Genomic DNA, 16,329 nt, shown 5'->3' on the forward strand with positions numbered 1-16,329 from the left:
TTAGTAAAAAAATGCATGATTTTCAAAAACCAAAGGGAAAATCATTCCCTCTGATTTTTTTAGTTATCACGAAGTTGTGCAAAAACCATTCGATCTTTTCCATTAATATCATATACACATTCTACAAAAGCTGTAGGAAACGTTTTTTGCAGCATCTCAGCTACATCTTTTGTCTGTCCGGCCCCGACCTCAAATCCAATAATACTGTTTGACTTCGTCACATATGGCAACTCTTCCATAAAACGTCGATAAAAATCCAGACCATCTTTTCCACCAAAAAGAGCTCGATTTGGCTCATGATCTTTTACCACTGTGGACAATTCATCATCTGCTGGAATATAAGGCGGATTAGACACAATTACATCAAATTTCTGATTTGATGATAGGAATGGTTGTAATAAATCTCCCTGTATAAACGTGACAGCAGCGTCCAGATTTTGAGCATTCTCCTTGGCTACATTTAAAGATTCTATAGCTATATCTGTTGCTGTAACATTGACGCTGTCAAGCTCCAACGCTAAAGTGATAGCAATCGCCCCACTTCCCGTTCCAATATCGACAAGCTCAATAGACTGGTGTTGAAATTCTTTTTTCATTCGAGAAATCATTCCATATACGAGCTCTTCTGTTTCCGGTCTTGGAATTAATACATGTTCGTTTACAATAAATGAACGTCCGTAAAATTCTTCTGTCCCGATGAGATATTGTACAGGCATCCCTGCTTTATGAGCATGGACATCTTGTTCAAACCTTTTTAGCGTTTCTTCTTCTAGTTCTTCCTGCAGAGCACCTAGCAAATGAGTTCTCGTCATCTGTAAGTGATGGCGAAGCAAGAGTTCTCCCGCGTTTTCATCTCGCTTTGCCTCTTTCAAAAAAGAAGAAGCCCACTTAAGGGCTTCAAATACTTTCATTAGTTCGAATCTTCCATTCGGCGCGCTTGGTCTTCCATTACTAATGCATCGATAATTTCATCAAGCTTGCCTTCTAAGATTTGATCTAGCTTTTGAATCGTCAGACCAATACGGTGGTCCGTTACGCGATTTTGCGGGAAATTATACGTACGGATACGCTCAGAGCGATCTCCTGATCCAACTGCTTGTTTGCGCGTTGCATCGTACTCTGCTTGTGCTTCTCGCTGGAATTTGTCGTACACGCGAGCACGCAATACTTTCATTGCTTTTTCTTTATTTTTAATTTGAGACTTTTCATCTTGACATGATACCACTGTATTTGTTGGTAAATGTGTTAAACGAACTGCCGACATCGTCGTATTAACACTTTGGCCACCAGGTCCACTTGAAGCAAATGTATCTACACGGATGTCTTTTTCATGAATGTCCACTTCAACTTCTTCCGCTTCAGGAAGACATGCTACCGTTGCTGTAGATGTATGAATACGACCGCCTGATTCTGTTTCAGGAACTCGCTGAACACGGTGTGCACCGTTTTCAAATTTCATCTTTGAGTACGCACCTTTACCGTTAATCATAAAGATAATTTCTTTATAACCGCCTACTCCAGTAGTCGTTGCTTCCATTACTTCTGTTTTCCAGCCTTGTGATTCAGCAAAACGAGAATACATGCGGTACAAATTAGCTGCAAATAACGCTGCTTCATCTCCACCAGCCGCTCCACGAACCTCCATGATTACGTTTTTATCATCGTTTGGATCTTTTGGAATTAATAAAATACGTAGCTTTTCAACTAGCTCTTCTTGCTGCGTTTCTAACTCGGCAATTTCTTCTTTGACCATGTCGCGCATATCTGCATCAAGCTTATCTTCAAGCATCGTTTTCGCTTCTGATAACTGCTCTTTTACATCTTTGTATTCCTGATAAGCGGCTACCGTTTGTTGTATATCTGATTGTTCCTTCGAATATTCTCTCAACTTAGAGGGGTTGTTTACGATCTCAGGGTCACTCAGAAGTTCGTTTAACTTCTCATAGCGCGCCTCTACCGCTTCTAAACGATCAAACACGTCATTCACCTCATTCTTTATCCATAACATTGTAATTATAGTATAGCTTTAAAATAGAGTCAAAACCTTGTTAATACACGTATATGAACAAAAAAACAGAACTGCGCGTTCTGTTTTTATCATCATAAAATTCTTGCTTTATTTTTCGACCATTTCGCTTGAGTCCACAGACACAGCCTGTCCTTTGGACTTTTGCACAACGTGGCAATGACGACATCTTGGTTCGTACGATTCAGACGCACCGACTAAAATAATAGGGTCGTCATAAGAAGCAGGCTCACCGTTAATCAAACGCTGCGTACGGCTCGCAGGAGAGCCACATGAAGCGCATACGGCCTGTAGCTTTGTTACCGATTCTGCAATAGCCATTAACTGGGGCATTTGTCCAAAAGGTTCACCTTTGAAGTCTTGGTCTAACCCTGCTACAATCACACGAAAGCCTTGATCTGCTAAAGATTGAACAATTTCTAAAATATCTGTGTCAAAAAACTGTACTTCATCTATCGCTACTACGTCTGTCTCTTCATTTACTCGCTTTAAAATATCGCGCGATGCTGAGATTGAATAAGCCATAACAGATGTACCATTATGTGAAACGACAGCTTCTTCACTATATCGATTATCAATTGCAGGCTTGAACACTTGTGCTTTTTGTTTAGCAAACTGCGTACGGCGCACACGTCGAATCAACTCTTCTGATTTCCCTGAAAACATACTGCCACAAATTACTTCTATCCAACCGCTTTGTTTCATTACGTACACCACTGCGGGACTCTCCCTTCTTCTCGTTCCGTTTCTGAGCGAACCGCTACTAACTTAATCTACGTCTTCTATGTAGATCTTATTCCTATGATAAAGTACCCACTTTTTTATCAAGCAGACACTGTTTTTCTACTTTTTTAAGCAAAAAAACAGGCAAGAAGTTAAGCTACTTGCCTGTTTGTTTCGACAATGTGATTATTTAAGACCGTATTTTTTGTTGAAGCGATCAACACGGCCACCAGCTTCAGCGAATTTTTGACGACCAGTGTAGAATGGGTGACATTCAGAACAAGTCTCAACGCGGATCTCTTCTTTTACAGAACCACTTTCAAATTCGTTTCCGCAAGTACATTTAACCATAACTGTTTTATAGTTTGGATGAATTCCTGTTTTCATTCGTTTCATCTCCTTCCGCCCTGAATCATTCTGAAACAGAGTTTATTGATAAAGATAGTGATGAAATAATAACTATTTCACTGTGTACTTTATCAACACACATGATGAAATTATAACAAGGGTTGTATGCTTTTGCAACCACATGTTTTATAACTTATCGTTTATTTGCTAGAAGCGTTTTTTTCTCTTCCGTTAACATCGAAAAGAACTCTTCATTTGTCTTTGTTTGACGTAAACGTTTTAAGAATTTTTCTGCAAAATCAGGAGCATCTGCCATTGATTTGCGAATTGCCCATAAGTGGTCTAAATGCTCTTTTGGAATTAACAGCTCTTCTTTACGTGTGCCTGAACGACGAATGTCAATCGCAGGGAAGATACGTTTTTCAGCTAGTGAACGATCTAGATGCAGTTCCATGTTACCTGTACCTTTAAATTCTTCATAAATAACATCATCCATACGAGAGCCTGTATCAATTAAGGCTGTTGCTAGAATGGTTAAGCTGCCTCCATCTTCAATGTTACGCGCAGCTCCAAAGAAGCGTTTTGGACGATGAAAAGCAGCTGGATCAATACCCCCTGATAGTGTACGACCGCTCGGTGGAATAACTAAGTTATAAGCACGAGCAAGTCTTGTAATGCTATCCATCAAAATGACAACATCTTTTTTGTGTTCGACAAGTCTCATCGCACGTTCAAGGACAAGTTCCGCTACTTTAATGTGATTTTCTGGCACTTCGTCAAATGTAGAACTGACAACATCACCGTCAACCGAACGCTCAATGTCCGTTACTTCTTCAGGACGCTCATCAATAAGAAGAACAATCAATTCCGCATCAGGATGATTGGTTGTAATGCTATTGGCAATTTCTTTTAACAGCATCGTTTTACCTGCCTTTGGCGGCGCAACAATTAGTCCCCTTTGCCCAAATCCAATTGGTGAAATCAAGTCAATAATACGCGTAGAGAAACTTCTTGGCTGAGTTTCCAGCAGCATTTGCTCATTTGGATAAATCGGGGTTAGTGCTGGAAAATGTACGCGTTCTTTTGACGTTTCTGGGTCTTCTCCGTTTACTGCTTCTACATGCAGTAACCCGTAGTAGCGCTCATTTTCTTTCGGAGGACGAACTTTCCCCGATACCTTGTCTCCATTACGCAGATCGAAGCGACGAATTTGTGAAGCTGAGATATAAATATCTTCTGAACTCGGTGAATAGTTAATTGGTCGTAAGAAACCGAATCCTTCTGACTGAATAATTTCAAGAACGCCTTCCATAAATAAAAGCCCATCTTGTTCAGCTTGAGCCTTTAAAATAGCAAAGACAAGTTCTTTTTTCGTTAATTTACTATAGTACGAAACTTTATACTCACGAGCATGTTCATATAGCTCTTTTAATTTCATATTTTCTAAACTGGATAATGTTAAGTTCATTAGGACACCACGCTTTATAATGAATAATTTTTAACCGTTCCTCCCATATTAAATTCAAATATAAAATTGAGAGATGATATGGATGGAATAAATCTGTGAAAATGGAGAATATAACCTTTGAAGTATAATAAGTAGAATCAATTGATTAACCATACACTTTTAGAAGAATAATTCCGACATAAAACCATTTATATTATCTTGATAAATTTAACGTAGCAATTTATATTCTAACCTTTTTCTATCTTTTTAATCAATCTTTTTTTACTTTAGAAGATGAATAAAAAAAAGGAAATTTAATAGCTTAAGAGAAGCAAGGAAAACCTTTTCATAATTTCACATTAAAGGAAATAAACTGGACGTTAAAATAAGAAGTGAAATTTATCTTTTAGCTTCCCCTTTTTATCTATTTACCCTATTCATAAATATATAAGCTACACAGACATAGAAGAACGTTCCTACACCTGTGTAGCTTATTTAACGGCTCATTTCTAGAATTTGCTTTCCTGACTGTTGTGCAATTTGCCTCTATGAATTTTGAAATTGTTCAATTTCTTCTTGAGTCATCTCTTCACGCCAAATCATTGCCCCTAAATCCGATAGCTTGTCTACTAAATGGCTGTAACCTCGGTCAATGTGCTCTAAACCCGTTACTTCTGTAATCCCTTTGGCCATTAAGCCTGCGGTTACAAGGGCTGCTCCTGCTCGTAAGTCCGACGCTTTCACACGTGCACCTTGTAAGTGAATGGGACCATTAATAATAGCTGAACGTCCTTCTACCTTAACAGATGCATTCATTCGTCTCAGCTCGTCAATATGCTTAAACCTTGCACCGTAAATTGTATCTGTCACAACGCTTGTACCTGATGCTCTTGTTAGAAGCGTCGTGAATGGCTGCTGTAAATCAGTTGGAAAACCTGGATATACTAACGTTTTAATATCTACGGGCTTCAACAGCTGACGAGTCGCTACGAGAATCTGATCTGAGCTTGTTTCGATATGAATACCCATTTCCCGCATTTTAGCCGTTAATGACTCTAGGTGCTGAGGGATAACGTTGTCAACAACAACTTCTTTTCCCATACTCGCTCCCATAATCATATACGTGCCTGCTTCAATTCGGTCTGGAATGATGGAATGACGGCATCCTTTTAATTGATCTACGCCATCAATTCGAATAACGTCCGTCCCTGCACCTTTAATACGGGCACCCATACTTGTCAGTAACGTAGCTACATCGATAATTTCAGGCTCTTTAGCAGCATTCTCGATAACGGTACGCCCTTTTGCTCTCACAGCAGCTAGCATGATATTGATTGTTGCTCCTACGCTCACAACGTCTAAATAAATTCGAGCACCAATCAGTTCATCAGCTCGAATGTAAATAGCTCCTTGCTCATTTGTTACTTTCGCACCAAGAGCTTCAAAGCCTTTAATGTGCTGATCGATTGGTCTTGGACCAAGGTAACAGCCTCCTGGAAGACCAACTACCGCTTTTTTAAAGCGTCCCAACATCGCCCCCATTAAATAATAAGAAGCGCGTAATTTTTTTACTTTTCCGTTCGGTAAAGGCATTGCAACCATTCCGGATGGATCTACTGTTAATTCGTCGTTATCAATGGTTACTTTCCCACCAATTTCTTCAACTAAATCCCCTAATAACTGCACGTCTGAAATATCAGGCAGACCTTCAATTGTAACAGGTGACTCGGCTAAAATTGTTGCTGGAATAAGCGCAACGGCACTATTTTTAGCACCACTGACGCGGACGGATCCACTTAAGGTAAAGCCACCTTGTATTTTTAACTTTTCCATTTATAGCTCCCTTCTAGTGAAAGAAAGTTTCTCACCTAGTAATTGAGGAAAATTTTGGTACAAAGAATACCTAAAAGAATGGTTATTTTTCCTATTACCTACTAGTGTACACGAAAATGAAAAAATCATGTATAGTTTCGACAAGATAAAAGAAAAATATGGCATTCACCTGTCAGGATGGTAAATGCCACACAAATTTATACATGTTTAGACATTTCGTTTTTCCCAATCTGCTAAAAATTGGTCAATTCCTGCATTTGTTAACGGATGTTTGAACAATTGCATTAAAACTTTGTAAGGAATTGTCGCAATATGTGCTCCATTTTTTGCAGCTTCTGTTACGTGCATCGGATGACGAATAGATGCTGCAATAATTTCGGATGGAATGTCATGAATTGCAAAAATATCTGCAATATCTGAGATTAAATCGAGGCCATTAAAACCAATATCGTCTAACCTTCCCAAGAAAGGCGATACGTAAGTAGCACCTGCTCTTGCTGCCATTAACGCTTGGTTAGCTGAGAAAATAAGCGTAACGTTTGTCTTAATACCTAAACTAGTAAATTCTTTTACTGCTTTTAAGCCATCTGGAGTCATCGGTACCTTGATTGTAATATTCGGCGCAATCGCAGCAAGCTCTTTTCCTTCGCGAATCATGCCTTCTGCATCAAGCGCAATCACTTCTGCACTTACAGATCCTTCAACGAACTCTGTAATTTCACGAAGACGATCTTCAAACGTGATGTTCTCTTTAGCTACTAAACTAGGATTTGTTGTAACCCCCGCTAACAAACCTAATGAATGCGCTTCCTTAATCTCGTCTAAATTAGCCGTATCAATAAAAAACTTCATGAATGCCATCCCCCTGTGTTATGTATTCAGAATGATAAGAAAATTATAGTAAAAATAAAACCGCCTTACAATAAAAATAAGACGGTTTTATTTTTCAGACTCAACTAACTGCAAACAGGCCATCCGAAGATTTCAAATTATGCTTTGTTAGAAGAACCGAATTCACGCATTTTACCTTGAACCGTTTCTTTGATTGCTTCGCGAGCAGGTCCTAAGTATTTACGTGGATCATATTGTTCAGGTTGCGCAGCTAATACTTCACGAACAGCTTTAGCTGAAGCAATTTGGTTTTCAGTGTTTACGTTGATTTTAGCAGTACCTAAAGAAACTGATTTTTGGATATCTTTTGTTGGAATACCAGTTCCACCGTGTAGAACTAATGGTAAGCCTGTACGATCTCCGATTTCTTTCATTTCAGCAAAACCTAGGTTTGGTTCACCTTTGTATGGTCCGTGAACTGATCCTAATGCTGGAGCTAAGCAATCGATACCTGTACGGTTAACAAGTTCTTCACACTCGTTAGCATCTGCATAGATAACACCCTCAGCAATAACGTCGTCTTCTTGTCCACCAACAGTTCCTAGTTCTGCTTCTACAGATACTCCGTGGAAGTGAGCTAGTTCAACTACTTTAGAAGTAATTGCAATGTTTTCTTCAAATGGGTGGTGAGAAGCATCGATCATTACAGAAGTGAATCCAGCATGGATTGCTTTTGCACATGATTCAAAGCTTGAACCGTGGTCTAAGTGAATTGCAACTGGTACTTGAACGTCGTAATCTTCGATTAGAGCTTCAACCATTGCTACAACAGTTTTGAAACCGCCCATGTAGCGTGCTGCACCTTCAGATACACCAAGAATAACTGGAGAGTTTTCTTCTTTTGCTGCTTGAAGAATAGCTTGAGTAAACTCTAAGTTATTTAAGTTAAATTGACCTACTGCATAGCCTTGTTCTTTTGCTGTAATAAGCATTTCTTTCATTGATACTAAAGGCATATTGAAATCCTCCTTAAAATCAACCTTAGATTAGATGCTAACCAAAAGGCACACTCAAATAGTATGCTCTTGAATTGAGTGTTTCATGTAGAAACAACGCGCATCTTTACATAATAGATTGTCGAATTATGAATACAGTAATTAGGATACCAACTAACAATGAAAACAGCAACATTTTTAGGCTGATATTCAAAATTTGTTAGTATGAAAACCCTACCAAAACCTTAATTCGACTTTACTGGTATATATTCCCTAACAACTTTACGGATTTCATCAATATCAAAAGGTTTTGCAAAGTGAGTTAACGCTCCTAGATCTTTTGCTTCTTGAATCATATCCAATTCACCATAAGCGGTCATAATGATGACTTTAATCGTTTCATCGTGCTGCTTTAACCTTTTTAAAATTTCGATTCCATCCATTCCTGGAATTTTCATATCTAATAAGACAAGATCCGGTGCTTGCTCTTTTGTAATATCAATCGCCTGGAAGCCGTTCGCCGCTTGAAATGTCGTATAGCCTTCTTTTTGCAGCACTTCCGTTAATAAAATACGTATACCATACTGATCATCAACAATTAAAATTTTCTCTGCCAATATAATCCCACCTTTTATATTCCTCTTCTACAGACAAAACTAACATATGTATTTCGCCTTTAAAACAAAAATCCCTGCTAATTAGAGAAATTGTTACAAAACATAGCTTTTTTTGTCATCCATCTAACTTCATTGCACTTTACTTTCATTGTAGCTCATTTCAAGATAGAATACAGATAGCTTTTTTCGTTATAATGTGTAGATAGACGGCTTTAGCCGCTTAAATCGAAGGGAGATTCTATGCTTAAAATTTTCACAACTCAACTTTCAGGTTTTTTTAAACGAATTGAAGAACAAGAAGAATTCCAATTTGAAGATGCCGCGCGTATTTTAGCACAGGCCTCTGTCGGAGAAGGATTTATCTATATTTATGGTGTAGAAGAAATGCATGCCGTTACACTAGAAGCACTAAGCAGTGCAGAACCTTTAAGTCAGGCAAAACCTTTGCCTTTACATGAATTGGATCAGCTGACTAGCGTCGATCGCGTACTGCTTGTCTCTCGATTTTCAACAGATCACAAAGCTGTGGAAATAGCTGAACGTTTAAAGAAACGCGATATTCCATTTGTCAGCATTGCTGCTGTCCCTAAAGAAATAACCGAACCTTCTTTAACAGCACTCGCAGATGCTCATATTGATACAAAATTGTTAAAGCCCCTTATTCCTGGAGAAGACGGCTCAAGATTTGGTTTTCCAGCAATGATGGTCGCTTTATACGCGTACTACGGTTTAATTTTTACATTAAAAGAAATCGTAGAAGAATATGAATAAAAAACACGCTGTCTAAAGACAGCGTGTTTTTATTTCACTTATTTGTTTTGGCCTGACTCCATTGATGCGCGAATAAATTCTTTGAACAATGGTTGCGGTCTTGTTGGACGAGACGTGAATTCTGGGTGGAATTGTGAAGCCAAGAACCATGGGTGGTCTTTAAGCTCTACAATTTCAACTAAACGGCCATCCGGGCTTGTACCAGAGAAGATAAAGCCTTTCTCTTCCATTTGCTGGCGATATTCGTTGTTAAATTCATAGCGGTGACGATGACGCTCATACACCACTTCATCTTGATATGCTTCATATGCAAGCGTATCTTCAGACAATTTACAAGGATATAATCCTAAGCGTAATGTACCACCTAAGTCTTCTACGTCTTTTTGTTCCGGTAATAAGTCGATAATTGGATAATTTGTTTCAGGTGCAATTTCTGCTGAATGTGCGCCTTCTAATCCTAATACATTGCGTGCAAACTCAACTGATGCTAGCTGCATACCTAAACAAATACCTAAGAATGGAACTTTTTGCTCACGTGCATATTGTGTTGCCACAATTTTACCTTCGATTCCACGATCCCCAAATCCACCTGGAACTAAGATACCGTCTACATCACCAAGTAAATCTTGAACATTTTCTTTTGTTACAAATTCAGAATTTACCCACTTGATATTTACATCTGCATCGAATGCATATCCAGCATGTTTCATTGCTTCTACAACAGAAATATAAGCATCTTGAAGCTCTACATACTTACCAACTAATGCAATTTTTGTTGTGTTTGAAAGTCCTTTTACTTTCTCAACAAGTGCTTTCCACTCAGTCATTTCTGCCTCTTTGCAATCTAATTTCAAGTGATCGCATGTGATTTGATCTAAGTGCTGCTCTTGTAGAGATAGTGGAATTTCATATAATGTTTCAGCGTCTGCACACTCAATAACTGCTTTTGGATCAATGTCGCAGAATAAAGCTAGCTTATCTTTCATATCTTCAGAAATTGGCATTTCTGTACGAACAACAATCACGTTTGGCTGAATACCTAAGCTACGTAATTCTTTTACACTATGCTGTGTTGGTTTTGTTTTCATTTCACCAGCCGCTTTTAAATATGGCACAAGTGTACAGTGAATATACATAACGTTGTCACGGCCAATATCGCTTTTGATTTGACGAATAGCCTCTAGGAAAGGAAGTGATTCAATATCTCCTACCGTTCCGCCGATTTCAGTAATAACAACATCTGCGTTTGTTTCTTTGCCTGCACGGAAAACGCGTTCTTTAATTTCATTTGTGATGTGCGGAATAACCTGAACTGTTCCGCCTAAATAATCACCGCGACGCTCTTTTTTCAATACTGTTGAATATACTTTACCTGTTGTTACATTGCTGTAGCGATTTAAGTTGATATCGATAAAACGCTCATAGTGACCTAAGTCTAAGTCTGTTTCCGCGCCGTCATCTGTTACGAATACCTCACCGTGTTGGTATGGACTCATTGTTCCTGGGTCTACGTTAATGTATGGATCAAACTTTTGAATCGTTACGTTCAACCCACGGTTTTTTAATAAACGGCCTAAAGAAGCTGCTGTAATCCCTTTTCCTAGAGATGATACAACACCGCCTGTTACGAAAATATACTTTGTCATCTATACTTCCCCCTCTAAATAATTTGAACTGTACAATATTAAAAGTTTTCACATAAACAATCACAATTCATTCATTGTGCATGCGAAATTATAAGAAACCTTATGAATGTGAAACGTTCAAGAACCAAAAGAAAGTTTCTATCAAGGATTTATAAGAACATATCGGGGTGTAAAACATTGATAAATAAAATAAAAAAATTGCTCCCAATACCAAAACTGGATTGGGAGCAATAGTCTATTTTAAATAAAAACTTTTTAAATGCTTGTTTAAAGAGCCCAAAAAAGATTCTACCTACTTCGCTTGAAAAAGTCAAGAAGGATTATTTTTCTTTTTCGTCCTCATAATCGTCTTCTTCATCTTCCTCATCATCGTCTAGATCATCTTCTAAATCGTCAAAATCGTCTTCTGCAAGATCATCTTCATCTTCTTCTAGCTCGTCGATGTCTTCAAAATCTTCTTCTTCGTCTAGATCGTCAACATCTTCATAATCTAAATCTTCTTCTAGATCATCAAAGTCTTCAACTTCTTCAACAACAGCTTTTTTCGCTTTTTTCTTTTTAGGTTTTGCCACCGGAATAACTTCTTCTTCAGCCTGGTCAAAAGGATACCATCCACGAAGACCCCAATGGTTGTCCCCTACTGTTAAAAAGCGACCATCAATATTAATATCTGTATAAAACTGAGCTAATCTCGTTTTTAATTCTTGATCTGACATTTCCGCTGCTGCTTTAATTTCAGCAATAATTTCTTGGAATGACATTGCTTGACGATCTGTTTTTTCTTCTAGAAGCGCGTAAGCAATCTCAATCATCGACATTTCTTTTAAATCCGTTTTTGAGTACTGTGCTAAACTCAAATCTGGCACATCCTTTCTATGGCTATGTATATCGAAAATCTATTAAATCAATTCATCATATGTGTAAATGATGGAAACGAATAAATACATACCATTCATTATAAACAAATTCAATACATTTATGCTAGCCTCGTTTCTAAAATTCTCGAGAATTTCGCATAAAACAACGAAAAAATAGACATTTTATTACTATAATACATTCTACTTGATACACCAACAGTATCCTTTGACCAAAAGGAATTCACCATCAGTTATTCTGAGTCCGTTAGGGTTAAGTCTATAAAAGCCGCGATGACCAAAAATAGTCATCGCGGCTTTTAATATATCACTATATACTAACGATACATTATTACATATTTCGACGATATTGCCCACCGCATTCATATAAAGCTCGCGTAATTTCTCCTAAGCTGGCTACTTTAACAGTCTCCATTAACTCTTTGAAAATGTTCTCTCCTTCTGTTGCAGCTTTCTTTAACCTTTTCAGCGCGTCTTCTCTTTTTTCTTCATGCTGCTGTTGAAACTTCTGAAGCTGATTAATTTGATGATTTTTTTCTTCTTTTGATGCGCGGGCTAACTGCATGTCATCAACTGAGGAACTTTCCTCTTCATTTGGATTAATATACGTATTTACTCCTATAATAGGTAAAGCTCCCGTATGTTTTTGCATCTCGTATTCCATGGATTCATCTTGAATCTTACCTCGCTGATACTGCATTTCCATCGCACCTAAAACGCCGCCTCGATCATTTAAGCGTTGAAATTCAGCCAATACCGCTTCTTCTACCAAGTCTGTTAGTTCATCAATAATAAAAGAGCCCTGTAATGGATTTTCATTCTTAGTGAGTCCATGCTCTTTTGTAATGATTAGTTGAATGGCCATCGCTCTACGTACAGATTCCTCTGTCGGTGTTGTAATTGCTTCATCATACGCATTGGTATGAAGAGAGTTGCAGTTGTCATGAAGAGCCATTAAGGCTTGGAGCGTCGTACGTATATCATTAAAATTAATTTCCTGTGCATGAAGCGATCGGCCGGATGTTTGAATATGATACTTAAGCTTTTGACTGCGTTCATTTGCGCCGTATTTATCACGCATCACAATTGCCCATATTCTTCTTGCCACACGTCCAATAACCGTGTATTCAGGGTCAAGTCCATTACTAAAGAAAAACGATAAATTAGGAGCAAAATCATCAATATGCATCCCTCGGCTTAAGTAATATTCCACGTACGTAAAACCGTTGGCTAATGTAAACGCGAGCTGAGAAATTGGATTCGCCCCTGCTTCAGCAATATGATAGCCTGAAATAGACACAGAATAATAGTTGCGCACTTTCTCGTCAATAAAGTACTGCTGAATATCTCCCATCATTTTTAACGCAAATTCTGTGGAAAAAATACACGTATTTTGGCCTTGATCTTCTTTTAAAATATCCGCTTGAACGGTTCCTCTTACTTGTTTCAACGTACCCGATTTTACTTCCTCGTATTCCTGTTCCGTTAAAGGACGCTTTAATTCTTCTTCTTTCTTTTCTACCTGCTGGCTGATAGCTGTATTCATAAACATAGCTAATAATATCGGAGCCGGCCCATTAATCGTCATCGAAACGGAAGTCGAAGGATGGCAAAGATCAAATCCCTTATACAAAAGTTTCATATCATCAAGCGTACAGACATTTACGCCGCTTTCGCCAATTTTCCCGAAGATATCCGGCCTTGGATCCGGATTTTCTCCATAAAGCGTTACAGAATCAAACGCTGTACTTAAACGCTTGGCCTCATCATCTTTTGACAAATAGTGAAAGCGGCGATTGGTTCGTTCTGGTGTTCCTTCACCTGCGAATTGACGCTTAGGATCTTCACCTTTTCGTTTGAACGGAAAAACACCTGCTGTGTATGGAAATGCACCTGGCACGTTTTCTTTATAAAGAAAACGAAGAACTTCCCCGTATTCATCAACCTTTGGAAGGGCCACGCGCGGAATACGCAGTCCTGATAGCGTATCAACTTGCAAAGACGTTTTAATTTCTTTATTTCTTACCTTTGTAATAAGTTCTTCTTGCCGATACTGACTTTTTAATTTAGGCCAGTTTTCCAGCTTTTCAATCGATTCGGCCGTTAGCTGTTTTTGATATTTCTCCTTTAGCTGAGTGAGCTCTTGCTTGGCTGTTTCTGTTTCCACTTCTTCGAGAGCACCCTCTAGCTGATAAAATTTACGCGCTGTTTGCGCTTGAACGTCCGTATTGCGGTGATAAGAGCGAACGCTGTTTACAATCTCCTGTAAATATTGCTGTTGATCATTAGGAATGATGGTATATTTCTTTTCACTTACGCGCTCTGATGATTTTTCTACGTGCCAAGACGTACGGTATGTTTGATACAGATGATTTACAAGATCTTCAAATAAAATATTTGTTCCCCCGTCGTTGAACTGACTCGCGATTGTTCCGTAAATTGGCATCGTAGAGAGACTATTTTCAAACAGCTGATGATTGCGCTGATATTGACGCTGCACTTGTTTTTTTGCGTCTTCGGAACCTTTTTTTTCAAATTTATTGATGACAATAAAGTCTGCGTAATCAATCATTTCAATCTTTTCTAACTGCGACGGCGCGCCAAATTCGCTTGTCATGACATAAAGAGAGACGTTTGCAATATCTTTAACTTGAGCATCAGCTTGCCCGATGCCGCTTGTTTCGACAATGATAATGTCGAAGCCCGCTTTTTTCACGACGGCAATTCCATCTCGAATGGCCGCCGATAGCTCATGTCCAGATGAACGCGTGGCCAAACTTCTCATATACACACGAGGAGACGCTGCGATGTTCATGCGAATTCGATCCCCAAGAAGCGCTCCTCCGGTCTTTTGTTTAGTTGGATCAACGGATAAAACAGCTACATGAATATCTGGAATATGTTCAATAAACCTTCTTACTAATTCATCCGTAAGCGAACTTTTCCCCGCTCCTCCTGTTCCTGTGATTCCAATAACCGGTATTTTTTGATCTGTCTCGCTGTCGATTACACTTTCTCGTATTTCTTCAAGAGCGGCTGCATGCTCTTTTGTGTATTCATAGGCTTCATTTTCAGCACATGTAATAAGCTGGGCAATTAAACGGTCATTAGCCGGCGTTAAGGTTCGATCATTCGGCAGTGCAGGGGGATTTGTGTAATAACAATCATCGATCATGAATTGAATCATGCCTTCTAACCCCATTTTTCGTCCATCTTCCGGAGAAAAGATTTTAGAGATGCCGTAATCATGAAGCTCTTGAATCTCACTCGGAATAATTACCCCGCCGCCGCCGCCATAAATTTTAATATGAGAAGCCTGTTGTTCTTGGAGTAAATCGTACATATACTTAAAATATTCTACATGGCCGCCTTGGTAAGAAGAAATGGCGATCCCCTGAACATCCTCTTGTATGGAAGCGTTAACAATTTCTTCAACAGATCGGTTATGCCCCAGATGAATGACTTCTACCCCCTTGGCTTGAAGAATCCGTCTCATAATATTAATAGACGCATCGTGGCCGTCAAACAGGCTAGAAGCGGTTAAAAAACGAAGCGGTCTTTTGCTTGTATTCAAACTGTCTCCCCCTCACACAGTTGTTGAAATGAAAAATTTTTAAGTAAAAAATCCAACTGCATATTTGTATATTCTTCTAGTGAATAATGCTTTTGCAGCCACCATCTGCGAAATGCCCACATCTGACCTTGAACAAATAAATGATGAGCAAACAGCGAAATTTCTTTATCCGTAAGTGCAAATTGATTGTTTTCTACGCAGCCTTCGATAATAACCTTAAACATTTCAACCATATCCAGCTCTTTTTTTAATACATATGGAAGCGCATCTTTAGACAGCGATTTCGCTTCTTGGTACATAACTAATACTTCATCTTGAAGCTCATCTACAACTTTAAAATAGTGTTGAATCGCTTGTTGAAGCTCAGCGATTGTATAACGATCCACTACCATCTCTTCTAATCGCTCTCTCACTTCGTCGTAAATGTTGTCACATACAAGATATAAAACATCTTCTTTAGATTGAATATATTCGTAAAGTGTACCGATACTGAACCCAGCGGCTTTGGCAATTTCCCTTGTTGTTGTTCGGTGAAAACCTTTTTCCTTAAATAGCGTGACGGCCCCTTTAATCATTTGATTACGACGCTCTACAATCAGCTTTTCATCTTTAATGGATGTGAGAACTTCTCTCTTTTTCATTT

Annotated in this window: 14 protein-coding genes; 1 reads left to right on the forward strand and 13 read right to left on the reverse strand. The window is 38.6% G+C overall.

Features of this window, described 5'->3' with window-relative positions; genetic code table 11:
• Positions 1 to 59 precede the first annotated feature (59 nt).
• The 9 genes from prmC to ACH6EI_RS22640 all read right to left on the reverse strand — a co-directional run bounded on the left by prmC (position 60) and on the right by ACH6EI_RS22640 (position 8,823).
• On the reverse strand, positions 60 to 911 hold the full coding sequence (prmC, locus tag ACH6EI_RS22600; RefSeq protein WP_028411975.1) for a peptide chain release factor N(5)-glutamine methyltransferase: 852 nt from the start codon (positions 909 to 911) through the stop codon (positions 60 to 62).
• Positions 911 to 1,978 carry a peptide chain release factor 1 gene (gene prfA, locus ACH6EI_RS22605; protein ID WP_013059820.1) on the reverse strand — a complete coding sequence of 356 codons (1,068 nt, stop codon included), beginning with the start codon at positions 1,976 to 1,978 and terminating at the stop codon, positions 911 to 913. The genes prmC and prfA overlap by 1 nt, the downstream gene beginning before the upstream one ends.
• Before the next feature lie 138 nt (positions 1,979 to 2,116).
• Positions 2,117 to 2,731 carry a thymidine kinase gene (locus ACH6EI_RS22610; protein WP_153252841.1) on the reverse strand — a complete coding sequence of 205 codons (615 nt, stop codon included), beginning with the start codon at positions 2,729 to 2,731 and terminating at the stop codon, positions 2,117 to 2,119.
• Positions 2,732 to 2,935: 204 nt separating this feature from the next.
• Positions 2,936 to 3,136, reverse strand: a complete 201-nt coding sequence (gene rpmE / locus ACH6EI_RS22615; protein WP_013085477.1) for a 50S ribosomal protein L31 — start codon at positions 3,134 to 3,136, stop codon at positions 2,936 to 2,938.
• A gap of 154 nt (positions 3,137 to 3,290) precedes the next feature.
• The gene (gene rho / locus ACH6EI_RS22620) at positions 3,291 to 4,565 is read right to left on the reverse strand and encodes a transcription termination factor Rho (protein WP_014457752.1); all 1,275 of its coding nucleotides are present in this window, start codon (positions 4,563 to 4,565) and stop codon (positions 3,291 to 3,293) included.
• A 525-nt stretch (positions 4,566 to 5,090) separates the two neighbouring features.
• Positions 5,091 to 6,377 carry a UDP-N-acetylglucosamine 1-carboxyvinyltransferase gene (locus ACH6EI_RS22625; RefSeq protein WP_028411974.1) on the reverse strand — a complete coding sequence of 429 codons (1,287 nt, stop codon included), beginning with the start codon at positions 6,375 to 6,377 and terminating at the stop codon, positions 5,091 to 5,093.
• A 207-nt stretch (positions 6,378 to 6,584) separates the two neighbouring features.
• Complete coding sequence (gene fsa, locus ACH6EI_RS22630) at positions 6,585 to 7,229, reverse strand: fructose-6-phosphate aldolase (RefSeq protein ID WP_013059825.1); 645 nt, start codon at positions 7,227 to 7,229, stop codon at positions 6,585 to 6,587.
• Between the two features lie 137 nt (positions 7,230 to 7,366).
• Positions 7,367 to 8,224, reverse strand: coding sequence for a class II fructose-bisphosphate aldolase (locus ACH6EI_RS22635; RefSeq protein ID WP_013059826.1), 858 nt, complete (start codon positions 8,222 to 8,224; stop codon positions 7,367 to 7,369).
• A gap of 224 nt (positions 8,225 to 8,448) precedes the next feature.
• A complete protein-coding gene (locus ACH6EI_RS22640) occupies positions 8,449 to 8,823 on the reverse strand; it encodes a response regulator (protein WP_087944205.1) in 375 nt (124 codons plus the stop codon).
• A gap of 237 nt (positions 8,824 to 9,060) precedes the next feature.
• On the opposite strand from ACH6EI_RS22640, the gene ACH6EI_RS22645 reads away from it, so the two are divergent.
• Complete coding sequence (locus ACH6EI_RS22645) at positions 9,061 to 9,591, forward strand: DUF2529 family protein (protein WP_033580394.1); 531 nt, start codon at positions 9,061 to 9,063, stop codon at positions 9,589 to 9,591.
• A gap of 38 nt (positions 9,592 to 9,629) precedes the next feature.
• Here the strand turns inward: ACH6EI_RS22645 and ACH6EI_RS22650 are convergent, their stop codons facing one another.
• The 4 genes from ACH6EI_RS22650 to ACH6EI_RS22665 form a co-directional block, all read right to left on the reverse strand.
• Positions 9,630 to 11,237, reverse strand: a complete 1,608-nt coding sequence (locus ACH6EI_RS22650; protein WP_033580393.1) for a CTP synthase — start codon at positions 11,235 to 11,237, stop codon at positions 9,630 to 9,632.
• 320 nt (positions 11,238 to 11,557) lie between these two features.
• Positions 11,558 to 12,094 (reverse strand): DNA-directed RNA polymerase subunit delta, encoded by a 537-nt coding sequence (rpoE, locus tag ACH6EI_RS22655; protein WP_033580392.1) that lies wholly within the window; start codon positions 12,092 to 12,094, stop codon positions 11,558 to 11,560.
• Between the two features lie 349 nt (positions 12,095 to 12,443).
• Positions 12,444 to 15,686, reverse strand: a complete 3,243-nt coding sequence (gene icmF / locus ACH6EI_RS22660) for a fused isobutyryl-CoA mutase/GTPase IcmF (RefSeq protein ID WP_098112253.1) — start codon at positions 15,684 to 15,686, stop codon at positions 12,444 to 12,446.
• Entirely contained in the window at positions 15,683 to 16,327 is a 645-nt protein-coding gene (locus tag ACH6EI_RS22665) for a TetR/AcrR family transcriptional regulator (protein ID WP_014457745.1), read from the reverse strand. Before ACH6EI_RS22665 ends, icmF begins: the two co-directional genes overlap by 4 nt.
• Positions 16,328 to 16,329 lie beyond the last annotated feature (2 nt).

Origin of the sequence: Priestia sp. JSM ZJ58 (genome assembly GCF_044383985.1) — a bacterium.
Lineage (GTDB): Bacteria > Bacillota > Bacilli > Bacillales > Bacillaceae_H > Priestia > Priestia zanthoxyli.